This is a genomic window from Rhodococcus rhodochrous, assembly GCF_014854695.1.
In the GTDB taxonomy this organism is placed as follows: Bacteria; Actinomycetota; Actinomycetes; order Mycobacteriales; family Mycobacteriaceae; genus Rhodococcus.
This window is the reverse complement of the sequence record NZ_CP027557.1, coordinates 3,728,902-3,753,966: the sequence shown is the minus strand read 5'-3', so window position 1 is coordinate 3,753,966 and position 25,065 is coordinate 3,728,902. Positions and strand designations below refer to the sequence as shown.

Sequence of the window (25,065 nt, the reverse complement as noted above, 5' to 3'; positions counted from 1 at the left end):
GTCAGAACCTCAGCCGGTAGCCGCGCGGCGTCGCCGAGAATCCCGCTTCGGCAAGATATCCGGCGAACTCGTGCCCGTGGATCGTCTCACCGTCGACCTTCTCGACGACGATCTTGTCGACACCTCCCCGTTTGACGGTCGCGGCGAGCGACGCACATGCACTGCGCAACCGGCCCGGATCGTCGTCGAAGGTGAGCAGCGTGCGTCCGCCGCGTTCGACGAACAGCACGAGCGTCCCGTCGACGAGCACCACGAGTCCACCGGCCTTGCGGCCCGGCCGGTGCCGCGGCGCGTCGTCGTCGGCCGACGACTTCGGCCACGGCAGTGCCGCACCGTACGGGTTGGCGGGATCGCACGCCGCGAGGGTGACGGCCGCGGTTTCCGAGTGCCGGCCCTCGATCGAATCCGAGAACGACCGCAGACGGTCGACGACCGACGGCGTCGAGAACTGCGCTCCGCCCAGCGAATCGACGAAATAGCCGCGCCGGCACCGGCCCGTCTCCTCGAACCGGCTGAGCACCTTGTACATCGTCGCGAAACCACCGGGCACGCCCTCACCGACGACGACACCGCGGGTGACCACGCCGTACCGCTCGAGCAGCAGTTCGGCGGTGGTGTGCGCGCGGACCGTCGCGTCGGTCTCGCGTGCGGGCAGTATCGACCATCGGCCGCTGACGGTCGGTGGCCCGGTGCGGCTCGGCAGCGTGGGCCGGGCCCGGTACATCCGGGCGCGCGGTGCCCGGCGCGGGGTGCGGTGGGCGGGCTTGGCGCGGGAGGTGTCGCCGATCAGGGCGCGCAGCGGGGCGAGGGTGTCGCCCGCGACGTGCCCGCTCCACACCAGCTCCCACAGGGCGTCGGCGACCGTCGTGTCGCTCGCCGTGGTGTGGAGGGCGGTGACGGCGTCGACGAGTTGCCGGAAGAAGTACGCGCCGCCGCCCGAGAGCGAGTCGAGGATCGCCCGGTGCACCGGTCCGAGCTCGATGTCGTCGACCGGGGCCAGACTCACCGGAGCCAGATCGGCCGGATGCAGCGCCACCCAGCCGTCCTTCCCGGAGATGGATCCGGCGCCCGACCACAGGACCTCGCCGGTCGTGGTGAGTTCGTCGAGCATCGTCGGGGTGTAGTCGCGCACGCGGGGAGCGAGGATCAGCGGTTCGAGGGCGCTCGCGGGCACTGGTACCCCGGCGAGTTGTTCGACGACGGTGAGGACACCGTCGATGCCGTAGAGCGCGCTCGTGCCCGGGCCGGTGCCGAGGTGGTGCCAGTCGGGCAGGAATCGTCCGAGGGTCGTGGTGCTGACGGGTTCGACGTCCTGCCGGGCGGCGGCGAGCGACCGGCGCCGCAGCCTTCGGAGCACCTCCGTGTCGCACCATTCCGATCCGCTCGCACCCGGACGGAATTCGCCTGCCGTGACGCGCTTCTCGGACGCGAGCCGGCCGAGGACGGATTCGACGACCGCCGTGCCCAGTCCGAACCGGGCGGCGGCCTGCGCGGTGGTGAACGGGCCGTGGGTGCGGGCGTGCCGGGCGATCAGATCGCCGAGCGGGTCGGGGACCGGTTCGACGAACACCGTCGGGACCCCGATCGGCAGGGGCACGCCCAGCGCGTCGCGCAGACGTGAGGCGTCCTCGATCGCCGCCCACCGGTGTTCCCCCGCGTACGAGACACGCAGTGCGCGTCGTTGCGCTTCGAGATCCTCGATCCAGGACGTCGGGTCGTCGGTGGTGCGCTCGCGCAGCTCGGCGTCGGTGAGCGGACCGAGCAGACGCAGCAGATCGGCGACGCCCTCGGCGTCGCGTGCGCGTCGCTGTGGGGTCAGGCGTTGCAGTTCGTGCTCGGCCTCGGTGATGACGTCGGCGTCGAGCAGTTCGCGCAGCTCGACCCGGCCGAGGAGTTCGGCGAGCAGCGTCGAGTCGAGCGACAGTGCCGCCGCCCGACGTTCGGCGAGCGGGCTGTCGCCCTCGTACAGGAACTCGCCCACATAGGAGAACAGCAGCGACGTCGCGAACGGTGAGGCCGTGGGGGTCTCGACCTCCACCAGCCGGATCCTGCGCTGGGCGATGCTGCCGAGCAGGTCGCGCAGAGCAGGCAGGTCGTAGACGTCCTGCAGGCACTCGCGCACCGTCTCGAGCAGGATGGGGAAGTCGGGATAGCGGCGAGCGACGTCGAGCAGCTGCGCCGATCGTTGACGCTGCTGCCACAACGGGGCGCGCTTGCCCGGATTGCGGCGGGGCAGGAGCAGGGCCCGCGCCGCGCACTCCCGGAAACGGGACGCGAACAACGCCGAGCCGCCGACCTGTTCGGTGACGATGTCGTCGATCTCCTCGGTGTCGAAGACGAAGATCTCCGAGCCGGGCGGGGCGTCGTCGGTGTCGGGCAACCGGACGATGATGCCGTCGTCCGAGGGCGTGGGGTGCGATTCGACGCCGTAGCGTTCGAGCAGTCGCGCGCCCACCGCGAGCGCCCACGGTGCGTGCACCCGCAACCCGAACGGCGAGTGCAGCACCAGCCGCCAGTCGCCGAGTTCGTCGCGGAACCGTTCGACGACGAGCGTGCGGTCGGTGGGCAGGTGCCCGGTGGCGGTGCGCTGCTCGTCGAGCAGGCGGATGAGATTGCCGGTCGCGTAGTCGTCGAGACCGCCCTTGCGGCAGCGGGTCTCGGCGTCCTCCGGTGAGGCGTGCCCCATCTCGCGCAGGAATGCACCGAGCGCGGCACCGAGTTCGGCGGGTCGACCCTGACTGTCGCCGTGCCAGAAGGGCAACCGGCCGGGCCGGCCGTAGGCGGGGGAGACCAGCACCCGGTCGAAGGTGATCTCCTCGATCCGCCAGCTGGTGGCACCGAGCGCGAAGACGTCGCCCACCCGCGACTCGTAGACCATCTCCTCGTCGAGTTCGCCCACCCGCGTGTTCTTCTCGCCGACCATGTACACGGTGAACAGGCCGCGGTCGGGGATCGTGCCGCCGGAGGTGACCGCGAGTCGCTGGGCGCCGGGCCTGCCGGTGAGGGTGCCGGCCGTGCGGTCCCACACCACCCGGGGGCGGAGCTCGGCGAACTCGTCGGACGGATAGCGACCGGCGAGCAGGTCGAGGACGGATTCGTAGACGCCGCGGGAGAGCGTCGCGAACGATCCGCTGCGCCGCACCGTGTCGAACCAGTCGTCGACGTCGACGGGCTCGAGGGCCGTTGCCGCGACCGTCTGCTGGGCGAGCACGTCCAGCGGATTCGCCGGGACCTGCAGCGCTTCGATGTGCCCCTCGACCATCCGCTCGACGGTCACCGCGCAGTGCACGAGATCGGTGCGGTGCTTGGGGAACAGCACGCCGCGTGAGGTCTCGCCCACCTGGTGCCCGGCGCGGCCGACGCGTTGCAGACCGCTGGCCACCGAGGGCGGAGCCTCGACCTGGATCACGAGATCGACCGCACCCATGTCGATGCCGAGTTCGAGACTCGACGTCGCCACCACACACCGCAACCGGCCCGACTTGAGGTCGTCCTCGATCAGGGCGCGCTGGTCCTTGCTCACCGACCCGTGGTGGGCGCGGGCGAGCACGGGTGCAGCGCCGGCGGTGGTCTCGGTGGGCGATCCGAGTTGCGAAGGCGGTGCGCCGTCGCGGTCCACCTCCTCGCCGAGACGTTCGGCATGGATCTCGTTGAGCCGGGCGGTGAGACGTTCGGACAGTCGCCGCGAATTGGCGAACACGATCGTCGACCGGTGCTCGGTGATGAGATCGACGATCTGCTCCTCGACGTGCGGCCAGATCGATCCGGCCTGCGGTGTGGGAGAGAACGATTCCTCGTCGGGCTCGGAGACCCCGAGTTCGGTCATGTCCTCGACCGGTACGCGCACCGCGAGATCCCACGTCTTCGCCGAGGGCGGCGCGACGATCCGGATGGGGGCGGAACCGGCGAGGAACCGGCCGACCTCCTCGTGCGGTCGCACGGTGGCCGACAACCCGATGCGTTGGGCCGGCGCGCGCAGGAGCTGGTCGAGACGCTCGAGCGACAGCGCGAGGTGCGCCCCGCGTTTCGTCCCCGCCACCGCGTGGACCTCGTCGACGATCACCGTCTCGACACCGACGAGGTTCTCCCGCGCGGACGAGGTGAGCATGAGGAAGAGCGACTCGGGCGTCGTGATGAGGATGTCCGGTGGCGTGCGCGCCAGGGCGCGACGATCGGCCTGGGAGGTGTCGCCGGAACGCACACCGACGGTGATGTCGGGCGGCGTCAGACCGAGCCGTTTCGCGGTCTGCGTGATGCCCACGAGCGGAGACCGCAGATTGCGCTCGACGTCGACGGCGAGGGCCTTGAGCGGCGAGACGTACAGGACGCGGGTGCGGTGCTCGCGCGCTGCGTGCTCGTCGGCCGGGGTGGACGAGAGCCGGTCGAGCGACCACAGGAATGCCGACAGGGTCTTGCCCGAGCCGGTGGGGGCGACGACGAGCGTGTGGGCTCCCGAGGAGATCGAATCCCACGCGCCGAGCTGGGCCGGGGTCGGGGACTCGAACGCCCCGGCGAACCACGCCCGGGTCGGCGCGGAGAAACGATCGAGGATGTCGGTCACCATCCCATCGTCTACCCGCCGACCGACACACTCAGTCGCCGCACGTGAACCCGCTCAGTCGTCGTACGCGAACCGGGCGATCTGCCGGCAGTGATCGTCGGCCCAGCAGTTGCGGCCGCCACGCATCAGTTCCGTCACGAGCGCCCGCGCCGGGGCCCGCCACGGCAGCGCCTCGAACTGCTCCCGCGCGGCGGGTTCGTCACTCCACACCACGGACACCACGGAGCCCTCGTCGACGAAGGAGAGGTCGGGGGAGTCCGCCGCGAGCTGCTCGCGGGTCGAGCCCGAGGCCTTCTCCAACTCGGGCCCCGACACGCGGACGTAGCCGGCGAGGCTCCGCTGCCCGTCGGAGAGGTCGAGGAACACCCCGGCGACCGCCATATTGCCGGCGTGCACCGAGACCAGCGGCTTCCGCGGGTCGTCCGGCTCCCCGGTGGGAAGACACACGACGGACCAGTACTCGCATTCGCTCATGCGGGCGTTGGGCACGATCGACGACACGACATCGCGAAGCCAGGCCGTGACGGAGCCGAACTCGGGATACTGTTCGAGCTCGCGGTACTTGGTCTCGCGCAGCGGCAGGGCGGCCGTCGACGGGGGCACACGGGTGTTCACGCGACGATTATGACCGCTGCCGATGTGGTGCGGGTCATCAGATCACCACGCCGGGATTCAGGATCGCGTTCGGGTCGAGCGCGGCCTTGATCCGCTCGGTCAAGGCCATCACGTCCGGTCCCACCTGATCGGGTAGCCAGGCCTTCTTGAGCCGGCCGACACCGTGCTCACCGGTGATGGTGCCGCCGAGTTCGATCGCGAGATCCATGATCTTCCCGAAGACCATCTGCGCCCGCGCTGTCATGTCCTCGTCGGCGGGGTCGTAGACGATCAGCGGGTGGGTGTTGCCGTCCCCGGCGTGGGCGATCACGGCGACGGTGACGTCGTGTTCGGTTGCGAGATCGGCGATTCCGCGCACCAGTTCCGGCAGTGCGGGGATCGGCACCCCGACGTCCTCGAGCAACAGGCTGCCGGTGCGCTCGACGGCCGGGATCGCCATGCGGCGGGCGACGGTGAACGCCTCACCCTCCTCGGGGTCGTCGGTCGCGAAGACATCGTCGGCACCGGCCTCGCGGCAGGCCCGCACCATGATCTCGATCTCCTCCGCGGCGGCGCTGCCGGGTGCGTCGGAGCGTGCGATGAGCATGGCCTCGGTGGTGCGGTCGAGTCCCATACGCAGCATGTCCTCCACCGCCCCGATCGACGCCCTGTCCATGAACTCTAGCATCGCCGGTCGCAGGACTGCGGTGATCGCGACGACCGCGTCGGCGGCGGCCTGCACGGTGGCGAAGGTCGCGACCATCGTGGAGGCCGGTGGCGGCGGTGGGACGAGGCGCAGGGTCACCTCGGTGATGACCCCGAGGGTGCCTTCGCTGCCGACGAACAGCTTCGTCAGCGACAGGCCCGCGACGTCCTTGACCCGCGGACCACCGAGCCGCACCGCGGTGCCGTCGGCGAGGACCACCTCGAGTCCGAGCACGTAGTCGGTCGTCACCCCGTACTTCACGCAGCACAGCCCACCGGCGTTGGTGGCCGCGTTGCCGCCGATCGTGCAGATCTCGAACGACGACGGATCCGGTGGATACCAGAGTCCGTGTTCGGCCGCGGCCTGCTTCACCTCGACGTTGAGCAGACCGGGCTGGACGACGGCGGTGCGGGTCGCGGTGTCGACGGTGATCGCCCGCATCTTCTCGGTGCTGAGCACGATCCCGTCGGCGAGCCCACCGGACCCGCCGGACAGGCTCGTGCCGGCACCGCGGGGCACCACCGGCACCCTGTGGGCGTTCGCCCACCGCAGTGTCGCCTGCACGTCCGCGGTGGACGTCGCGCGCACGAGCGCGAGCGGAACCGCGGCATCGGGGTCCTGCGCACGGTCCTGCCGGTAGCCGGCGAGGATGTCGGGATCGGTGACCAGCGCGTCGGCGGGCAACTGTCCGGCGAGTTCGTCGAGCACCGGGGTCGTGTCGGTGTTCGGGCGGCTCATCCGCGCACCGGCTCCACGTAACGCGCCCGCAGCTTGTGTTTGACGAGCTTGCCCGTGGGAGTGCGCGGGAGATCGTCGGAGAAATCGATGCTGCGCGGCGCCTTGAAGTGCGACACGCGGTCGCGGACGTAGGCGAGCAGTTCCTGCTCGAGCTCCGGGCTCGGCTCGACTCCGTCGACGAGCTGCACGACGGCCTTGACCTCCTCGCCCATCTCCTCGTTCGGCACGCCGATCACCGCGACGTCGAACACCTTCGGATGCAGCGTGAGGACGTTCTCGGATTCCTGCGGGTAGATGTTGACGCCGCCCGAGATGATCGTGAACGCGGCCCGGTCGGTGAGGTAGAGATAGCGTTCTTCGTCCAGATAACCGATGTCGCCGCTGGTCGTCCACGTCGGATGCTCGGGATGCGTCGCCTCCTCGGTCTTCACCGGGTCGTTGTGGTACTCGAACGGACGCTCGTCGCGTTCCCACCACACCGTGCCGATCGAGCCGGTGGGCAGTTCCTGGCCCTGGTCGTCGCAGATGTGGACGGTGCCCAGGGCACCGTCACGGCCCACCGAGCCGGGATGTGCGAGGGCCTGGGCGGAGTCGATGAACGTCGCGCCGGCGCCCTCGGTGGAGGCGTAGTACTCGTTGATCACCGGCCCCCACCACTCGATCATCGCCCGCTTGATCTCGGGAGGGCACGGCGCCGCGGCGTGGATCGCGACCTTCATGCTCGACACGTCGTACTTCGCGCGGATCTCCTCGGGGAGCTCGAGCATCCGGACGAACATCGTCGGCACCCACTGGCTCGCCGTGACCGAGTAGCGGTCGATGAGCGCGAGCGCTTCCTCGGGATCGAAGTGGTCCATGAGGATCACGGTGCCGCCGACCGACTGGATCGTGCCGCAGAAGCGCAGTGGCGCAGCGTGGTACAGCGGTGCGGGGCACAGGTAGACGGTGCTGTCGTCGAATCCGTACATCGGGGCGAAGACCGCCGTGTAGGGGTCGGGGATGTCCTGGACCTGCCCGTCAGGGAGCTTCGGCTTGATGCCCTTGGGCCGGCCCGTGGTGCCCGACGAGTACAGCATGTCCTGGCCCCGGGGCTGGTCGTCGAGCGGTGTCGCGTCGAAACCGGCGAGCGCGGCGTCGTACTCCTCGAAACCGGCCGGCGACCCACCGAACGCCAACCGGTGGGTGACGCCGGGATACGCGCCGGGGGACAGGTCGACCGCACCGACGGCCTGCGCCGACACGACGAGGGCCTTCGCGCCGCAGTCGTCGACGATGTAGGCGGCTTCGGCCGGGGTCAGGTGCCAGTTGACGACGGTGATGTAGAGGCCCGAGCGCAGGGCTGCCCAGTAGACCTCCATGACCCGCAGGTCGTTGTTCGAGATCAGGGCGATGTGATCGCCGCGCTCGAGACCGAGGGACCTCAGGTACTTCGCCAGCCGGATCGAGCGTTCGTCGAGTTCGCGATAGGTCAGCGACTCCCCGGTGGCGGGGCGGATGATCGCGGGTTTGTCGGGCGTGGTGGCGACGAAGTTCCCTGGATACATGCCCAAGGTCTACCACAGCATGTGGTGCAGACCACATAGCCTCTGATTGGGCGCAGTGTCGTCGGGTACCCGTGCGGAAGGACCACGGAAGGAGAAGACGATGCCGAATCCGTCGATCAAGAACGAGAAGATGTACGAGGAGCTCCGCGAGGACGGCGCCTCGAAGGAGAAAGCGGCCCGGATCTCCAACGCGGCTGCGAACGAGGGCAAGTCGCAGGTCGGGAAGAAGGGCGGCAAGTCCGGCTCCTACGACGACTGGACGGTCGACGACCTGAAGAAGCGTGCGAAGGAACTGGGCATGACCGGTTACTCCGACATGAAGAAGGACGAGCTGATCGACGCACTGCGCAACCATTAGCCGCCCGGCCCCCCGAACGTCGTTCGGGATCAGCCGAACTCGACACCCTGGGCGAGCGGCAGCTCCGTCGAGTAGTTGACGGTGTTCGTCGCCCGCCGCATGTATGCCTTCCACGCATCCGATCCCGATTCGCGCCCGCCACCGGTGTGCTTCTCCCCACCGAACGCGCCACCGATCTCGGCACCCGAGGTGCCGATGTTGACGTTGGCGATGCCGCAGTCCGATCGGGCGAGGAACAGTTCCGCCTCGCGCTGGTCGAGCGTGAAGATCGCCGACGACAGGCCCTGCGGTACACCGTTGTGCAAGGCGATCGCCTCGTCGAGGTCGTCGTAGTCGAGGACGTACAGGATCGGGGCGAAGGTCTCCTCGCGCACCACCTCGGTCTGCGCGGGCATCCGGACCAGCGCGGGCGAGACGTACACGCCACCACCGGCGACCTCCACCCGGTCGCCGCCGACGACGAGCGTGCCCCCGTCGGCCTGCGCGCGGTCGAGCGCCGCGGTCATCGCCTCGTAGGACCGTTCCGAGATGAGCGGACCCACGAGGACACCCTCGTCCAGCGGATTCCCCACCCGCAGACCCGAGTACGCCTTCGCGATGCGTTCGACGAACTCGTCGGCGATCGACCGGTGCACGATCAGCCGACGTAAGGTGGTGCAGCGCTGGCCCGCCGTTCCGGCGGCCGCGAACACGACGCCCCGGACGGCGAGATCCTGATCGGCGGACGGAGCGACGATCGCCGCGTTGTTGCCGCCGAGTTCGAGCAGGCTCCGGCCGAACCGGGCCGCCACGCGCGGCCCGACGATCCGCCCCATCCGGCTGGAGCCGGTCGCACTCACCAGCGCGATACGGGGGTCGTCGACGAGCGCTTCACCCACCGTGTGGTCGCCGAGGAGAAGATGGTGGAGCCCTTCGGGGGCGCCGACATCGGTGGCGGCGCGGCGCAGCAGCGCGTCGCAGGCGAGCGCGGTGAGCGGGGTGGTCTCCGACGGCTTCCACACCACCGGGTCGCCGCACACCAGCGCGATCGCGGTGTTCCACGACCACACGGCCACGGGGAAGTTGAACGCGGAGATCACGCCCACCACGCCGAGCGGATGCCAGATCTCCATGAGCCGGTGCCCGGGGCGCTCGGACGGCATCGTCCGCCCGTAGAGCTGCCGCGACAGACCGACGGCGAACTCGCAGACGTCGATCATCTCCTGCACCTCGCCCGCGGCCTCCGACGGGATCTTCCCGGCCTCGAGAGTGACGAGTTCGGCGAGATGCGACTTGTGTTCGACGAGAAGTTCCCCGAGCCGTCGCACCACGCGGCCGCGCACCGGAGCGGGGACGTCGCGCCATTGTTCGAAGGCCTGTGCCGCCGCCGTGATCGTCGCGTCGACCTCGGCAGCCGAGTGGACCGGAAGGTGTCCGATCACGCTGCCGTCGATCGGGCTGGTCACCGCGAGCGCCCCGTCGTCGGACAGGGCGCCGACACCGCACTGCCTCAGGGCGGTCGCCGCGCGATCGGCGAGATCGGTGGTCGCATTCATCGGTGAGCTCCTTTACTGCTCGGATACCCTGCGCTGGTGCCCGAATCCTCGAGAAACGACTCGTCGAAGGAGTCGCTGGACGACATCGATCGGATGCTGCTGCGCGAACTGGTCGCCGACGGTCGTGCGACGCTCGCGGCGCTCGCCGAGAAGGCAGGATTGTCCGTCTCGGCCGTGCAGTCGCGGGTGCGCCGACTCGAGGCGCGCAACGTGATCCGCGGATACAGTGCGCGCGTCGATCCCGAAGCGCTCGGGCTGATGTTGTCGGCCTTCGTGGCGATCACCCCTCTCGACCCCTCGCAACCCGACGATGCACCGGCCCGCCTCCGGCACATCTCCGCGATCGAATCGTGTCACTCGGTGGCGGGCGACGAAAGCTACATCCTCCTCGTGCGTGTCGAGTCTCCTCGCGCTCTCGAGCGGTTGCTGCAGGAGATCCGCGCGACCGCGAACGTCGCCACCCGCAGCACCGTCGTTCTGCAAACATTTTACGAACGATAGGCCCCTACACCGTAAGTGTTGCTGTGATACCGGGTTTGTCCCGTTGATTCTCGCGTACGGTGGGGTCATGAGCACTGCATTCCGAAACCCGGACGGTGCCGAGAACCTCGCCCCCGACCGGGTACACAGCATCCTCGACCGGCACATGCTCGCCGACGGTTTCGACCTCGTCCTCGATCTCGACCGTTCCCGCGGAGTACGCCTCGTCGACGCCCGGGACGGAACCACGTGGCTCGACATGTTCGGGTTCTTCGCGTCGTCCACGCTCGGAATGAACCATCCCGCGCTGACCGATCCTGAGGCAGCGCACGAACTCGCCGCCGTCGCGGCGAACAAACCCAGCAACTCCGACATCTACACCGTGCCCATGGCGCGCTTCGTCGAGACCTTCGTGCGCGTACTCGGCGACCCGGCTCTCCCGCACCTGTTCTTCGTCGACGGTGGCGGGCTCGCCGTGGAGAACGCGCTCAAGGTCGCGTTCGACTGGAAGAGCCGTCTCAACGAGGCCCGCGGTCTGCCCGCCCACCTGGGCGGATCGGTGCTGCACCTGACCGAGGCGTTCCACGGCCGCACCGGGTACACGCTGTCGCTGACCAACACCGATCCGGTCAAGACCGACCGGTTCCCCAAGTTCGACTGGCCGCGGATCGATGCGCCCTATCTCACCGAGGGACGCGACGTCGCCGCGGCCGAGGAGATGGCCCTCGAACAGGCACGCCGCGCCTTCGCCGAACGTCCCCACGACATCGCGTGCTTCGTCGCCGAACCGATCCAGGGCGAAGGCGGCGACCACCACTTCCGTCCCGAGTTCTTCCGGGCGATCGCGCGGTTGTGCCGGGAGAACGACGCCCTGATGATCTTCGACGAGGTGCAGACCGGCGCCGGCACGACCGGCACCGCGTGGGCCTACCAGCAGCTCGGCGTCACCCCCGACATCGTCGCCTTCGGCAAGAAGACGCAGGTGTGCGGGATCATGGCCGGTGGACGCATCGACGAGGTGCCCGACAACGTGTTCGCCGTGAGTTCGCGGATCAACTCGACGTGGGGCGGCAATCTCACCGACATGGTGCGGGCCCGCCGCATCCTCGAGGTCGTCGAGCACGACCGGCTCATCGACCGTGCCCGGTTGAGCGGAGCGCACCTGCTGTCGGGGTTGCAGCAGCTCGCCGCGCGACGACCGGTCGTCACCGAGCCGCGCGGACGCGGACTGATGTGCGCCGTCGACCTCCCGACTCCGGAGATCCGCGACGAGGTGCTGCGACGGTTGTACCGCGACGAACACGTCCTCGTGATCGGGACAGGCACGCGAGGCATCCGCTTCCGGCCGCCGCTCGTCGTCACCACCCACGAGCTCGACGAGGCCCTCGACGCGCTCGACAGGGTGACCTCGCAGTACGAATGAGGGGTGGGTCCACCTGTTCACGGCCGGACGGCGGTAGCTTGTCGGACATGGCCGATGCACTGGACGAGACCGTAACCGGGGGCGAATCCTTCGCGATTCCGTCGCTGGTCAACCTGAGGGACATCGGCGGTTGCCGGAGTTCGTTCGGCGGCGTGGTCCGCACCGGAGTGGTCTTCCGCTCGACGGACCTCAGCCGCCTGACCGACACCGACGTCGAGACCCTCGACGCCCTGAGCATCGCGACGGTCTTCGACCTGCGCACGCTCGAGGAGCAGCAGCGCCGTCCCGATCGCGTCCCCGACGGTGCCCGGCACCTCGGGCTCGACGTCCTCGCCGACCGGCAGAGCGGATCGATCGCGGCCGCGCTGCCGGAACTCGTGTCCAACCCGGAGCTGGTGGCCCAGACGCTCGGGGACGGTCGTGCCGTCGAGTACCTGCGGCAGAGCTACCGCGAGTTCGTCACGCTGCCGAGCGCTGTGGCGTCGTACCGGACCCTGGCGAGCACCGTCGCGCACGGCGAGGTCCCGGCGCTCGTGCACTGCAGTGCCGGCAAGGACCGCACCGGCTGGGCGGCGGCCTCGCTGCTCATGTTCGCCGGAGCCGACCAGGAAGCCGTGTTCGCCGACTACCTGCGCACGAACGACGAACTGCTCCCGCATTTCGACGACTTCTTCGCCCGGTTCGCATCGCTCGGCGGCGATCCGGACCTGATCACACCCCTGCTCGGTGTGCGTCGCGAGTACCTCGAGGTGGCGATCGACGAGGCGTTGTCGCGCTACGGAACCATCGAGCAGTACTTCGCCGCCGGACTCGGTCTCGACGACGACACCCTGCAGGCCCTGCGGACCCGGCTTGTCGATTCGAACCTGACCGCCTGACCGTCACCTCGGCGCCGCCGTGCTCAGGGTCGGCACGGGGACCGGACCGTAGCGTCGCCACCGCGGTCCGGGTGCGTAGGAGCGCAGCTCGTCGACTCGGCTTGCGACAGCGTCGGGATCGGCGAGTTCGGCGCGGGCGTCGGGGTCGCGGAGATAGTGGTCGAGCACGGCGTCGAGGAGTTCGGGTGCGATCGCGAACCGGCGCCGGTCGATGCGGGCAGTATGACCGGGGCGACGTCGGGATGAGGGACGTAGGTCGCTGTCCTTGCGGTCGTCGATGATCCGCCACGGCAGGGGAACCCGTGAACTCGTGGTGGCGCCACGCACCGGTAGGGCGACGATCACGACGTAGAGGGGGTCGGTCAGCACTCCGGACGTCGATGCCTCCCAGGGGATCCAGGTGTCCGTGGCGTGATCGCTGAAGCGGATTCCCTCCGCGGAGAGTGCGATGTAACCGGGGCGCAGTTTGTGTCGGACGATGAAGAAGCAGTAGCCGACCTGCCACACGCAGGCGAGTACGGTCAGGACGATGCTTCCGGATAGCTGTTCCCGAGACCCGTCGCTGACCCAGATGATCACGAGGAGCATGAGCGTGAATGTCCCGATCTGAATGACGACGCTCCAGAATATCGAAGGGGATTGCCGGAGAAGGAGAACCGGCTGAGAACTCTCGGAGCCCGCGACGATGTGATCAGCGCTGATCCGGGGGCTGTACATGAGGACACCGAGCACCGGATACATCAGGATGGTTGCGCCCAGTGTCAGAAGGAAGGCCGTAGCGTCGGGAAACGCGAACGGTAGTCCTGCCGCCACCCGTTCGATCACGGCCGCGACGATCAGCAGCGGGCACAACAGACCCACGAGGGCAGTGAACACGATGACGGGGGTGGCTCGAGGATCCCCGTAAGTCCGGAGATCGGGACGATCAGAAGACGGCATCGAGTATTCCTCTTCCCAGGCGCAACGTTCCACCGACGGTGGCGCCGGCCAACTTTCCGGTAGCTGCGGCAGCACTTTCGACCTCTTCCCAACCGGCGCCTATCGCTCTCCACACGGACTCGGTACTCGACTCGTAGAGGTTGCCGACCGCTCCCGATGTGAAGATTCCGGCGGCCGTCCCCACTCCCGCGCCGACCACCGCTCCGAACGCCGTGCCGGCGCCCGGAACTATCGACCCGACCGCACTTCCCACCGCCGCGCCGGTTGCTATCGAGGCAGCGAGACCCACACCGTTGGATACCACGGCCTGTTCGAGGGACTCACCACCCGCGAAATAGTCGAGCCCTACACCGGCGACGAGACCTATGGCCCCCGCGGCTCGGCCGGCTGTCCGGGACATCGACGCCATGTCGTCGAGGCGACCGATGGTCGCTACCAGATCGTCGAGTGGTTCCCGCGCACAACCGAACAGGCGTCGCAGCTCGTCGTAGGGTGTGTCCGGCGAAAGCGTGAGAAATCGCTCCATCTCACGGATCGCCTCGGTCCGGAGGTGCTGCTGCACGGTGAGGAGGTCCGCGATCCTGCCTTGCAGGGTCTTGTCGACGTAGTCGAGCGCGGTGCTCACGAGGAAGGACGCGGACCACGGGTGTCCGGTCCAGGTGTTCGTGGCGGTTGCGACTGCGACCGACCAGCGAGCGTGAACCGCCTCGGCCGCCCCGCGCGCCTCTTCGTACGCTGCAGCCCTTTGCGTGGTGGCTTCGTCGTAGGCCGGTGGGGGCTCGCTGATCATGTCGGTGAAGACGGACAGACCGGCAGTGGCGGCGCGAGCGCGGATGTCGGCCATGTCAAACAGGGCGTGCGACAGTTCGCCCGCCAGGCCCGCGAAGACATCGGCGGTCCTCGAGGTCCGCTCGTGGAAATCGTCGATGGCGTGGACGTGTTCGCTCGACCTGTCGAGGTAGGTCTTGGAAGCGTCGCCCTCCCAGGCGTCGTCGGCGATGCGCCGCGCCCGGGCCGCGGCGTCGGCGACGCTCGTGATCGTGGTGCCCAGCGTCGTGCGGATCCAGTCCTCGACCCGTCGGATATCGGTGGGGTTGCCTGCGATGAAAGTATCGATCGGCACGGTCACTCCGACCAGGTCCGGACGAGCGCGGCGGCGGCCTCGTCCTCGGCGTCCCGGTACGTCTGCGCCGTGGTCGTCAGCAGGCCACCCGTTCCGCCGAGCACCTCGACCATGCCGGCGAGGTCGGTGACGATCTGGGCAATCATGCCGGTGAGCGGGCCGGTCGCGAGACCCGCGTCCACGCTCGTGGGGCAGGTGTCGACGAGAGCCGCGGTGTCCGTGGCCGCACCCGTGTAGATGCCTGCGGCCCGATCGAGTTCGGCGGGATCGACGTACAGGCTCATCTCCCGTCTCCGGAGGCCGGGTGTCGACGTTCCGCTTCGGGTATCGGGACGTCGAGCAGCAGCGAATCCCACGGCTGTGCCTCACGCAGTCGCGGGAGCACGTGCGTGGGCAACGCCAGCCACGGTTGGCCGGCGCCGCAACAGGAGTGGAGACGGTCGAGTGCCGTGTAGGCGAGCAGGGCGATGCGGCCGTCGCTGAGATATCGATAGTCGACGGTGGCATCGGCCGGATCCGGGACCGCTTCCGCGCACGGTAGATAGAGATACGGCGGGAGCACCGTCGGTAGTGCGTCCGCGACCTGTTCCTGCGACATTCGTTCCCCCGTGAACAGCCCGTCCGATCCCCCGTCGGACTGTCGGCGCGGAGGAGGCTACCAGCGTCAGGTTTTGTGACGAATCACGGGTTGATGCTTACGGTTTCGACCGCGTGCGAGAACGTGAGCCGACGACGGCCGCGACGGCGAGGCCGATCGCGACGCCGACGAGATCGGCGCACCAGTCCCAGAACGATCCGGAACGCCGGACCGCGACGGTGGCCTGGAGGATCTCCGTCAGCACGCCGTAGAGGCCCAGCCACACCACGGTGACGACGGGGGAGATCCGTGCGTAACGGGAGCAGAGCGCGAGGGCCAGGAACATCAGTGCGTGTGTGACCTTGTCGGCGTGCGGTGGGCCGCTCGGCACCGTGCCGCCGGGGGAGAGCAGCATCGCGGTGATGACGACGACCGCGACGATCAGCGGCAGAGCGCGGTGCCGGAGAAGCGTGGACGGCACGGTTCAGGCGTTCTTCTTCTCGTCCCGGCGACTGTCGGCTCCCCTGTCGTCGGTGCTGTGCCCGTCCCGGTCGCGACCGGCGAACAGGACGATGCCCACGGCGGGGATCAACAGGAAGAACAACCACGTGTCGAACGTGAAGAACAACACGAGCGCGACGAGCGGCGTCAGCCCCATCACGACCTCGCGCCAGCGCTCGGGATCCTTCCGCGGGGCGATCACCGGGAGGTCGTCGCGGGTCGTGGTGGGCAGCTCGGTGACGTGGGCGGGCAGGTCGGTGAACAGCACCTGGAGATCGCCCCGCGTCGTCGCGGCCGATGCCTTCGCGCTGCGTTCGTCGAACTCCGACAGCGTCAGCCGGCCGAGCGCGAAGTGTTCGCCGAGCAGGTCGAGCGCCTCACTGCGTTCTGCGTTGCCGATCCGGATGTCGGGGTGTTCGGGCATGCCGGCCACACTAACCTGTGCCGTCGGACCGGCGACAGGCACGGGCGCCTCTCGAAGGGCTGTGATCTCGACTACAGGATCTCCGCAACGGCAGGAGGACGCGGCCGAGCACCGCGAGGTCAGGACGGCCCGCGGCCCTCGCCCAGAAGTCGGTAGGCCCGGCGACCCGCGACGAACAGCACACCGAAGGCGATGAGCAGCGCGATCGGATGCCGGAAGACGACGATCACGAGCAGCGCGACCAGGATGAACGGAACCAGCGTGAGCAGCTGCTCCGCCAGATCCCGCGGCCCTGTCGAGGCCATCGCGGCCGGCGCCGAGGGCAGGTCGGCGAAGAGGGGGATCAGGTCGCCGCGCACCGTGGCCTGCGTGGCGAGTGCGACCCGCTCGTCGAACTCCGCCAGGCTGAGACGGCCCGCGGCGAAGTGTTCGCCGAGCAGTGCTACGGCTTCTTCACGCTCGGCGGTGCCGATGCGGATGTCGGGGCGGTCGGCCATGACTCCAGGCTAGTGGTTTTTCGCGCGGACGAGCGGGACCGCGAGGACACAGATTCGGCGTGAACCGGTCGCCAGGGACCCGATACGGCGAGGTCCCCCGCATCGTGAGAGATGCGGGGGACCGTCGGCCGTATTGCCCGAGCGTTGCTCGAGCGGCGTCCTACTTGATCTCGGTGAGCACGGTGCCCTGGGTGACCGCGGCACCCGGCTCGACCGCCAGGCCGGTGACGACGCCCGCCTTGTGGGCGTTGACCGGGTTCTCCATCTTCATGGCCTCGAGCACGGCGATGAGCTCGCCCTCGGCAACCTCCTGGCCCTCGGCGACCGCGACCTTGACGACCGTGCCCTGCATGGGTGCGGTCACCGCGTCGCCCGACGCCTTGCCCGCGCCGCCGCCACCGCGCTTGCGGGGCTTCGGCTTCTTGCGGATCGCGCCGGCACCGCCGCCGTTACCGCCGAGCGAGAACTGGCCGGGCAGCGACACCTCGACGCGACGTCCGCCGACCTCGACGACGACGTTCTGACGCGGCAGGGCCTCGTCCTCGTCCTCGATCGGGGCGCCACCGGTGTACGGCTCGATGGTGTTCTCCCACTCGTTCTCGATCCACTTGGTGTAGACGTCGAACTTCTCGCCGTCGCCCACGAAGGCCGGGTTCTCGACGATGTGGCGGTGGAACGGGATGACCGTGGCCAGGCCCTCGACCTCGAACTCGGCCAGCGCGCGGGCAGCACGCTGCAGCGCCTGCTCGCGGGTCTCGCCGGTGACGATCAGCTTGGCGAGCATCGAGTCGAACTGGCCGCCGATGACGTCACCCTGGACCACACCCGAGTCGACGCGCACACCGGGGCCCGTGGGCTCCTTGTAGACGGTGATCGGGCCGGGGGCGGGGAGGAAGCCGCGACCGGCGTCCTCACCGTTGATGCGGAACTCGAAGGAGTGGCCGCGCGGGGTCGGGTCCTCGGTGAGCTCGAGCTTCTCGCCGTTGGCGATGCGGAACTGCTGACGCACGAGGTCGATGCCGGCGGTCTCCTCGGTGACCGGGTGCTCGACCTGCAGGCGGGTGTTGACCTCGAGGAAGGAGACGGTGTCGCCCTGCACGAGGTACTCGACCGTGCCGGCGCCGTAGTAACCGGCTTCGCGGCAGATGGCCTTGGCGGAGTCGTGGATGCGCTTGCGCTGCTCGTCGGTCAGGAACGGCGCGGGGGCCTCCTCGACGAGCTTCTGGAAGCGGCGCTGCAGCGAGCAGTCGCGGGTGCCGGCGACGATGACGTTGCCGTGCTGGTCGGCGATGACCTGGGCCTCGACGTGGCGGGCCTTGTCGAGGTACTGCTCGACGAAGCACTCACCGCGACCGAAGGCGGCGACGGCCTCACGGGTGGCCGACTCGAACAGCTCGGGGATCTCTTCGATGGTCTGCGCGACCTTCATGCCGCGTCCGCCACCACCGAAGGCGGCCTTGATCGCGACCGGCACGCCGTACTTCTCGGCGAACTCGACGACCTCGTCGGCGTTCTTGACCGGGTCCTTGGTGCCGGCGGCCATCGGAGCCTTGGCGCGCTCGGCGATGTGGCGGGCGGTGACCTTGTCGCCGAGGTCGCGGATGGACTGCGGCGAGGGGCCGATCCAGATGAGGCCGGCGTCGATCACGGCCTGGGCGAAGTCGGCGTTCTCGGAGAGGAAGCCGTAGCCGGGGTGGATGGCGTCGGCGCCGGACTTGGCCGCGGCGTCGAGGATCTTGTCGAACACCAGGTAGGACTCGGCCGAGGTGGTGCCGCCCAGTGCGAACGCCTCGTCGGCGAGCTTCACGAACTGTGCGTCTGCGTCCGGTTCGGCGTAGACGGCGACACTGCCGTAGCCCGCGTCCTTGGCGGCTCGGATGACCCGCACAGCGATTTCGCCGCGGTTCGCGACGAGCACCTTCGTGATCTGCGCGCTGGCATGACTGGGCACGGAGCCTCCTGTTGATCGATCGTTAGGTTATTTCCGTCGACGGGCAGTCTAAGCGCCATTCGGATCGACGATGTAACCGGATGCCCATACACATTACGGCGGCCGTTCGAGCACACAATGCTACTCACCGGTAGGTGGGACTGCCGCCGTTTCCGGCCGTGCGATCCACGGTCCACCCACCGCGACCTCGTGCATCAGTTCGCGGGTACGCGTCAGAAGGCTCGGGACGTTCTCGCCCGCGACCGTATTGTCGGGAAATCGCGCCGACATGTTCACACCCTCGGGCGTGCGGTTGATCCAGACGTAGACGTCGTGGGTGAAGCTGCGGCTGCGCAGCGCCTGAGCGTTCCATTCGGGCCACTGGGCGGCCATCGGCACGAACCGCACGTCCATGTACGAGACGACGAAACGTGGACGGATGGGCACGCCGAGGAGTTCGCCCACCCGCACGAACGGCACTCGTGCGCTCGCGCGGGTGCGGTGCAGTTCGTCGCCGGCCCGCATCGCCAGGGTCTCGAAATCGGCTGTGTCCGTGAGCTTCAGGTCGATCGGACGCAGGCCGACGAACCATCCGAGCGAACCCGCCCAGATCGGGCCGGCGCGGGTGTGCGCGGGCGCGACGGTCCGGAAGCGATCCGCGCCGGTGAGTTCGGCCGTCGCCCGACCGAAGCACGCCAGCACGCCGGCGAAGAATCCCGTCCCGGCGCGTCGGCAGCATGCGGAGAAGGCGCTCGCCTCGTCGTCGTCGAACCAGCGCTCCGACAGTCGTTGCTGGGGTGTGGCGTGCGCGGGTCGCGCCCCGATCGGGAGGGGGAAGGCGGGCGGTTCGCCGCCGCATTCGGTGAGGGTCCGCCGCCAGATCTGCACGGCCTCGTCGTCGTCGTCGAGATGTGCGGACTCGTCGCGTTCGGCGGCGCCGAAGTCGATGTAGCTGCCCACCGGGAACAGGTCGGCGGCGCGACCGGTGCGCTCCTCCTCGTAGAGCGCCGAGATCTCGTGCGCTACGAGCACCACCGAGTAGCCGTCGATGATGGAGTGGTCGGCGCCGAAGAAGACCGTGAACCGCTCGTCGGTGTCCTTCACGCCTTCTGCATCGTCGGGATTCCCGTCCGGTGTCCGCTCGAGCGTCGCGAAGACGTAGGACGGCCACAGGTGCGGGGTCGTGTAGTCGTCGAACAGGCCGAGCAGGTGCTCGTGGATGGTGTCGGGATCGGCGGGATCGTGCCGGATGGGCCGCACCGACACCCGGCCCGGGGGAGCGGTGCGCCGCACCAGACTGCCGCCGCTCTGCTCCTCGTCGAGGTGCGCGTGGCTGCGCAGCGGTTCGTGCCGGTCGATCCAGCGCTGCAGGGCCCGCCGGAACCGCTCGGTGTCGAGCGGCCCGGGGACCTCGAAGGCCGTGCCGAGCCAGGAGTCGCGGCCCCCGCCGTACCGGACCCCCGAGGTACGCCGCAGATGCGCCTCGTGGATGTACGAGGCGGGGCGAGGGTCCTCGCGCCAGTCGTCCTCGGCCGCACACGGCAGCCATTCGGTGAGAACGCCCGGGGGGATCCGGTAGTCGGCGAGCTCGGTGAACTCCATGACCGCGTCAGGCTCGGAGATGCCGCTTGATGCGCGTGAGCATCGCGCTCATCCCTCGCAGCCGCAGCGGGCTGACCGCCTCGGCGAGACCGAGCGAGGCATAGAAGTCGTCGGGCACGTCGAGGATCTCCTGTGCGCTGAGACCGTCGAGTCCCTGCTGCAGGATCGATGCGAATCCGCGGGTGGTCGGCGCTTCGGCGGGTGCGCTGAAGTGGAGCTTCACCCGCGACCGGTCGGAGGCGTCGACGGACAGGAACAGTGGCGACTGGCACTCGGGCACCGGTTCCATCGCCGCCTCCTCCAGCTCCGCGGGAAGGGGCGGGAGCTCGCGGCTGAACTCCAGCAGCAACTGCAGCTTGTCCTGACCCTCGACGGCGGCGAAGTCGTCGACGATCTCGGCGAGCGGGGCGGGAATGCTCATGCGGCCGGCACTTCTCCGGGCTCGTCGCCCTTGACGATGGGCACGCGGACGGCGTTGCCCCACTCGGTCCACGAACCGTCGTAGTTGCGCACGTTCGAGTATCCGAGCAGGTAGGTGAGGACGAACCAGGTGTGACTCGAGCGCTCGCCGATCCGGCAGTAGGCGATCACGTCGGCGTCCTGGTCGATGTCGCCGTAGATCTCCTCGAGCTCGGGCCGCGCACGGAACCGGCCGTCCGGCGCCGCTGCCTTCGCCCACGGGATCGACACCGCGGTGGGGATGTGGCCACCGCGCAAGGCGCCTTCCTCCGGGTAGTCGGGCATGTGGGTGCGCTCGCCGGTGTATTCCTGCGGCGACCGCACGTCGACCAGCGGGCCCTTGCCCAGGTGCGCGAGGACGTCGTCCTTGAACGCGCGGATCAGCGCGTCGTTGCGCTCGACGACCGGGTAACCGCTCGTCGTGGCGACGGGGATGTCGAGGGTGGTGTCGCGGTTCTCGGAGATCCACGCGTCGCGGCCACCGTCGAGCAGGCGGACGTCCTCGTGGCCGAAGAGGGTGAAGACCCACAGCGCGTAGGCGGCCCACCAGTTGGACTTGTCGCCGTAGATGATCACGGTGTCGGTGCGGCGGATGCCCTTGCGATCCATGAGCGCGGCGAACTGTTCGCCGTCGATGTAGTCGCGGGTGACGGGGTCGTTGAGATCGAGATGCCAGTCGATCTTCACCGCACCGGGGATGTGCCCCACGTCGTAGAGCAGGACGTCCTCGTCGGACTCTACGACCTTCACTTCGGGATGGCCGAGATGAGCGGACAACCACTCCGTCGACACGAGACGGTTGGGATCGGCGTATACCGCGAACGAAGGGTTGCTATCGGGTGCGACGGGCACATGGGCTCCTGAGGCTGTGGTGGCAGGTGCGCCGTCGATTCTAGGCGGTACCGTGACGGGACGTGACCCGCAGTGACACCCACGGCGACCGACCGGCCCCGGTCGAGCTCGCATCGCGGGAGCACATCGACCTGCTGGTCCGGCGGTTCTACGAACGGGCCCTCGACGATCCCGTGCTCGCGCCTGTCTTCGACGTCCTCGCGGTGGTCGGACTCGACGACCATCTGGTGGTCGTCGGCGACTTCTGGGAGCAGATCCTCTTCCGCACGACCCGCTATCGCGGAGCGTTCGTTCCGGTGCACCGGGCGCTGCACGGACACCACGGACTGACCCCCGCCCGGTTCGAGCGGTGGTTGCAGTTGTGGTGCGGGACCGTGGACGAGATGTTCCACGGCGTGGATGCCGAGCGTGCGAAGACCAAGGCCGAGGCGATGGTGGGCTCGTTGCAGAAGACCCTGTACGGCGGCACGGCTCGATAGTGCCGGGTACGGCTCAGTTCTCGAGCGCCTCGACGGGGATCGCGGCGTTCTCGGCCCACAAGCGTGCGACGGAGATGCCGACCTCGGCGAGGAGGCGCCGCACCAGCGGGAGCCCGATGCCGATCACCGACGACGGATCGCCCTCGATGCGCTCGACGAACCAGCCTCCGTGACCGTCGAGCGTGAAGGCCCCGGCCACCTCGAGCGGCTCGCCGCTGTCGAGATAGGCCTCGAGTTCCTCGTCCGTGGGGGTGCCGAAGTGCACCACGGTGCCGCTGTGGTCGGCGGCCTCCGCGACGACCTCGTCGTCGCGGATACGGAGCACGGCGTGACCCGTGAGCAGCTCGCCGCTGCGGCCGGCCATCGTCCGCCAGCGCTCGCGGGCCGCCTCGACGGTGCCGGGCTTGCCCTGCAGAGCGCCGTCGATCAGCAGCATCGAGTCGCAGCCGATGACGACGGCGTCGCGCAGCTTCTGCTCGCGTAGGACGGGCAGGATGTCGGTGGCCTTGGCGCGGGCCAGCTCGGTGACGACCTGCGCCGGTGGCGTGCCGGGGCCGAGGGACGCGATGAGTGCGTCCTCGTCGACCTCCGACACCTGCACCAACGGCTTCACGCCCGCCGCGTGGAGAACCGCGAGGCGGGCGGGTGAAGCCGAGGCCAGAACGAGCCGGGGCATGTCAGCCGCGGTTCGGGTACGAATACGGCGAGAACGGCGCCCACTGCCGGTGCATCCGCGTCGGATCGCCCCAGGTCTCGGGCGGCCGGGTGTCGACCACCTCGTCGCCTGCCGACGCAGCGGCAGCGGCGAGCACGGCGACGAGAGCCGCGATCTCCTCGTCGGCGGGGTTGCCCTTGACGATGCGGATGGCGGCCGCGGTCTCGGCGACCGCGGTGCTCTCCTGGGCGGCTTCGGTCGCGTCGTCGGCGGCCGTGGCCTCGACCGCGGGCGACTGCTCTTCGACCTCGAACTCGGTGATGATCTTGTCCTCTGCCGTCGCTGTCACAGGGCACCCCCCGGGTACGCGTCCACACGGGCATCGGATGCCCACCGGGTCGCTGTCATGTCGATCCCTCTCTCGGGTTCATCGCACGTCGTCGGCGACGTGCTACGCCGTACGGTCGCGGCAGGACCGAGCTGCGCCCGGTCCTGCCGCCGAGCGTCACAGCGGAATGTTTCCATGCTTCTTCGGCGGGAGCGAAACCATCTTCCGCTCGAGCAGGCGCAGTGCGGAGACGATCTGACCGCGCGTGTGCGACGGCGGGATCACCGCGTCGACGTAACCGCGCTCGGCGGCGACGTACGGGTTCACCAGGGTGTCCTCGTACTCGTTCTGCAGCTCGAGGCGCAGCGCGTCGACGTCCTGACCGTTCTTGGCGGCCTCGAGCAGGCGCTTGCGGTAGACGAAGCCGACGGCGCCGGAGGCACCCATGACGGCGATCTGCGCGGTCGGCCACGCGAGGTTGACGTCGGCACCCATGTGCTTGGAACCCATGACGTCGTACGCGCCGCCGTAGGCCTTGCGGGTGATGACCGTGATCTTGCCGACGGTCGCCTCGCCGTAGGCGTAGAGCAGCTTGGCACCGCGACGGATGATGCCGTTGTACTCCTGCTCCGTGCCGGGCAGGAAGCCGGGAACGTCGACGAGCGTGATGATCGGCACGTTGAACGCGTCGCAGGTGCGGACGAAACGCGCGGCCTTCTCGGACGCGTCGATGTCGAGGCAGCCGGCGAACTGCGTGGGCTGGTTGGCGACGATGCCGACGCTGCGGCCGTCGACGCGACCGAAGCCGACGATGATGTTCTTGGCGCGCTCGGCCTGGACCTCGAGGAACTCGTCGTCGTCGAGCAGGCGACGGATGACCTCGTGCATGTCGTACGGCTGGTTCGGCGAATCCGGGATGAGCGTGTCGAGCTCGATGTCCTCGGCGGTGAGGGAGTCCTCGATCGCACCCTCGATCGGGTCGCTCGGCGCGAGGCGCGGTGCAGCGGCCTGGTTGTTGCTCGGCAGGTAGGACAGCAGATCCTTGACGTAGTCCAGGGCGTCCTGCTCGCCGTCGGCGACGTAGTGCGCGACACCCGACTTGACCATGTGGGTGTGGGCGCCGCCGAGGTCCTCCATCGTGACGTCCTCGCCGGTGACGGTCTTGATGACGTCGGGGCCGGTGACGAACATCTGGCTGGTCTGGTCGACCATCACGACGAAGTCGGTGAGAGCGGGGGAGTAGACGTGACCACCGGCCGCGGGGCCCATGATCAGCGAGATCTGCGGGATGACACCGGAGGCCTGCACGTTGCGGTGGAAGATCTCACCGTAGAGGCCGAGGGAGACGACACCCTCCTGGATGCGCGCGCCGGCGCCCTCGTTGATGCCGATCAGCGGACGGCCGGTCTTGAGGGCCAGGTCCATGACCTTGACGATCTTCTCGCCGTAGACCTCGCCGAGGCTGCCGCCGAAGACAGTGGCGTCCTGCGAGAAGACGCAGACGTCGCGGCCGTCGATCGTGCCGTAGCCGGTGACGACACCGTCGCCGAGCGGACGGTTGTCGGCCAGGCCGAAGTTGGTGCTGCGGTGGCGAGCGAGGGCGTCGAGCTCGACGAACGATCCTTCGTCGAGGAGCGCCTGGATGCGCTCGCGAGCGGTCAGCTTGCCCTTGGCGTGAACCTTCTCGACTGCGGCCTCACCGACCGGGACCTTGGCCTGTGCTTGACGGTTGCGCAGGTCGGCCAGCTTGCCGGCGGTGGTGTGGATATCGGGCGTACTCGCCGCCTCGGGCGCGGACGGCTCCTGGACAGTGGTCATGGCCAGTCAGCTTAGCGATCGTCATACAAGGCCGCTGCATCGAGGTCCCGAAGGCCGGACCACC

24 protein-coding genes are annotated in these 25,065 nt (G+C 69.0%); 5 read left to right on the top strand and 19 right to left on the bottom strand.

Annotated elements, in window-relative coordinates; genetic code table 11:
* Position 1: 1 nt before the first annotated feature.
* From C6Y44_RS17475 to C6Y44_RS17460, 4 genes are read right to left on the bottom strand one after another with little or no spacing between them, the layout of a single operon-like run.
* A complete protein-coding gene (locus tag C6Y44_RS17475; protein WP_159417864.1) occupies positions 2-4,564 on the bottom strand; it encodes an ATP-dependent helicase in 4,563 nt (1,520 codons plus the stop codon).
* Positions 4,565-4,615: 51 nt separating this feature from the next.
* Complete coding sequence (locus tag C6Y44_RS17470) at positions 4,616-5,176, bottom strand: hypothetical protein (protein ID WP_088897675.1); 561 nt, start codon at positions 5,174-5,176, stop codon at positions 4,616-4,618.
* 37 nt (positions 5,177-5,213) lie between these two features.
* On the bottom strand, positions 5,214-6,599 hold the full coding sequence (locus C6Y44_RS17465; protein ID WP_159417865.1) for an FAD-binding oxidoreductase: 1,386 nt from the start codon (positions 6,597-6,599) through the stop codon (positions 5,214-5,216).
* On the bottom strand, positions 6,596-8,143 hold the full coding sequence (locus tag C6Y44_RS17460; protein ID WP_120279890.1) for an AMP-binding protein: 1,548 nt from the start codon (positions 8,141-8,143) through the stop codon (positions 6,596-6,598). Before C6Y44_RS17460 ends, C6Y44_RS17465 begins: the two co-directional genes overlap by 4 nt.
* A gap of 100 nt (positions 8,144-8,243) precedes the next feature.
* Here C6Y44_RS17460 and C6Y44_RS17455 point away from each other — a divergent pair, with 100 nt between their 5' ends.
* On the top strand, positions 8,244-8,501 hold the full coding sequence (locus tag C6Y44_RS17455) for a DUF7218 family protein (RefSeq protein WP_059382299.1): 258 nt from the start codon (positions 8,244-8,246) through the stop codon (positions 8,499-8,501).
* A 29-nt stretch (positions 8,502-8,530) separates the two neighbouring features.
* On the opposite strand, the gene amaB is transcribed toward C6Y44_RS17455, so the two are convergent.
* Positions 8,531-10,036: an L-piperidine-6-carboxylate dehydrogenase gene (gene amaB, locus C6Y44_RS17450; RefSeq protein WP_120279889.1), complete on the bottom strand. Its 1,506-nt coding sequence runs from the start codon at positions 10,034-10,036 to the stop codon at positions 8,531-8,533.
* A 36-nt stretch (positions 10,037-10,072) separates the two neighbouring features.
* Here amaB and C6Y44_RS17445 point away from each other — a divergent pair, with 36 nt between their 5' ends.
* From C6Y44_RS17445 to C6Y44_RS17435, 3 genes are all read left to right on the top strand, one after another.
* Positions 10,073-10,537 (top strand): Lrp/AsnC family transcriptional regulator, encoded by a 465-nt coding sequence (locus tag C6Y44_RS17445; protein ID WP_016692799.1) that lies wholly within the window; start codon positions 10,073-10,075, stop codon positions 10,535-10,537.
* Between the two features lie 67 nt (positions 10,538-10,604).
* Entirely contained in the window at positions 10,605-11,939 is a 1,335-nt protein-coding gene (gene lat, locus C6Y44_RS17440) for an L-lysine 6-transaminase (protein WP_159417866.1), read from the top strand.
* A 47-nt stretch (positions 11,940-11,986) separates the two neighbouring features.
* Positions 11,987-12,817 carry a tyrosine-protein phosphatase gene (locus C6Y44_RS17435; RefSeq protein ID WP_159417867.1) on the top strand — a complete coding sequence of 277 codons (831 nt, stop codon included), beginning with the start codon at positions 11,987-11,989 and terminating at the stop codon, positions 12,815-12,817.
* Between the two features lie 3 nt (positions 12,818-12,820).
* Here the strand turns inward: C6Y44_RS17435 and C6Y44_RS17430 are convergent, their stop codons facing one another.
* The 11 genes from C6Y44_RS17430 to C6Y44_RS17380 all read right to left on the bottom strand — a co-directional run bounded on the left by C6Y44_RS17430 (position 12,821) and on the right by C6Y44_RS17380 (position 21,721).
* The gene (locus C6Y44_RS17430) at positions 12,821-13,693 is read right to left on the bottom strand and encodes a hypothetical protein (RefSeq protein WP_225623586.1); all 873 of its coding nucleotides are present in this window, start codon (positions 13,691-13,693) and stop codon (positions 12,821-12,823) included.
* 49 nt (positions 13,694-13,742) lie between these two features.
* A complete protein-coding gene (locus C6Y44_RS17425; RefSeq protein ID WP_263869915.1) occupies positions 13,743-14,879 on the bottom strand; it encodes a hypothetical protein in 1,137 nt (378 codons plus the stop codon).
* Between the two features lie 2 nt (positions 14,880-14,881).
* Positions 14,882-15,163 carry a hypothetical protein gene (locus C6Y44_RS17420; protein ID WP_159417870.1) on the bottom strand — a complete coding sequence of 94 codons (282 nt, stop codon included), beginning with the start codon at positions 15,161-15,163 and terminating at the stop codon, positions 14,882-14,884.
* A complete protein-coding gene (locus tag C6Y44_RS17415; RefSeq protein ID WP_088897684.1) occupies positions 15,160-15,477 on the bottom strand; it encodes an SAV_915 family protein in 318 nt (105 codons plus the stop codon). Before C6Y44_RS17415 ends, C6Y44_RS17420 begins: the two co-directional genes overlap by 4 nt.
* 97 nt (positions 15,478-15,574) lie before the next feature.
* A complete protein-coding gene (locus C6Y44_RS17410; protein WP_120279883.1) occupies positions 15,575-15,937 on the bottom strand; it encodes a VanZ family protein in 363 nt (120 codons plus the stop codon).
* A 3-nt stretch (positions 15,938-15,940) separates the two neighbouring features.
* On the bottom strand, positions 15,941-16,381 hold the full coding sequence (locus C6Y44_RS17405; protein ID WP_120283535.1) for a DUF1707 SHOCT-like domain-containing protein: 441 nt from the start codon (positions 16,379-16,381) through the stop codon (positions 15,941-15,943).
* A gap of 119 nt (positions 16,382-16,500) precedes the next feature.
* Positions 16,501-16,878 (bottom strand): DUF1707 SHOCT-like domain-containing protein, encoded by a 378-nt coding sequence (locus C6Y44_RS17400; protein ID WP_088897686.1) that lies wholly within the window; start codon positions 16,876-16,878, stop codon positions 16,501-16,503.
* 160 nt (positions 16,879-17,038) lie between these two features.
* Positions 17,039-18,829: an acetyl/propionyl/methylcrotonyl-CoA carboxylase subunit alpha gene (locus C6Y44_RS17395; RefSeq protein WP_120279882.1), complete on the bottom strand. Its 1,791-nt coding sequence runs from the start codon at positions 18,827-18,829 to the stop codon at positions 17,039-17,041.
* A 120-nt stretch (positions 18,830-18,949) separates the two neighbouring features.
* On the bottom strand, positions 18,950-20,410 hold the full coding sequence (locus C6Y44_RS17390) for a condensation domain-containing protein (protein WP_159417871.1): 1,461 nt from the start codon (positions 20,408-20,410) through the stop codon (positions 18,950-18,952).
* A 7-nt stretch (positions 20,411-20,417) separates the two neighbouring features.
* The gene (locus tag C6Y44_RS17385; protein WP_120279880.1) at positions 20,418-20,831 is read right to left on the bottom strand and encodes a SufE family protein; all 414 of its coding nucleotides are present in this window, start codon (positions 20,829-20,831) and stop codon (positions 20,418-20,420) included.
* Entirely contained in the window at positions 20,828-21,721 is an 894-nt protein-coding gene (locus C6Y44_RS17380; RefSeq protein ID WP_060651314.1) for a sulfurtransferase, read from the bottom strand. The genes C6Y44_RS17385 and C6Y44_RS17380 overlap by 4 nt, the downstream gene beginning before the upstream one ends.
* Positions 21,722-21,783: 62 nt before the next feature.
* On the opposite strand from C6Y44_RS17380, the gene C6Y44_RS17375 reads away from it, so the two are divergent.
* Positions 21,784-22,200 (top strand): group III truncated hemoglobin, encoded by a 417-nt coding sequence (locus C6Y44_RS17375; RefSeq protein ID WP_039584824.1) that lies wholly within the window; start codon positions 21,784-21,786, stop codon positions 22,198-22,200.
* Positions 22,201-22,213: 13 nt separating this feature from the next.
* Here the strand turns inward: C6Y44_RS17375 and C6Y44_RS17370 are convergent, their stop codons facing one another.
* The 3 genes from C6Y44_RS17370 to C6Y44_RS17360 form a co-directional block, all read right to left on the bottom strand.
* Positions 22,214-22,876 carry a Maf family protein gene (locus C6Y44_RS17370; protein WP_039584823.1) on the bottom strand — a complete coding sequence of 221 codons (663 nt, stop codon included), beginning with the start codon at positions 22,874-22,876 and terminating at the stop codon, positions 22,214-22,216.
* A gap of 1 nt (position 22,877) precedes the next feature.
* Positions 22,878-23,204 (bottom strand): acyl-CoA carboxylase subunit epsilon, encoded by a 327-nt coding sequence (locus C6Y44_RS17365; protein WP_016696115.1) that lies wholly within the window; start codon positions 23,202-23,204, stop codon positions 22,878-22,880.
* 156 nt (positions 23,205-23,360) lie between these two features.
* Positions 23,361-25,001 (bottom strand): acyl-CoA carboxylase subunit beta, encoded by a 1,641-nt coding sequence (locus tag C6Y44_RS17360; RefSeq protein WP_019288520.1) that lies wholly within the window; start codon positions 24,999-25,001, stop codon positions 23,361-23,363.
* Positions 25,002-25,065: the final 64 nt, after the last annotated feature.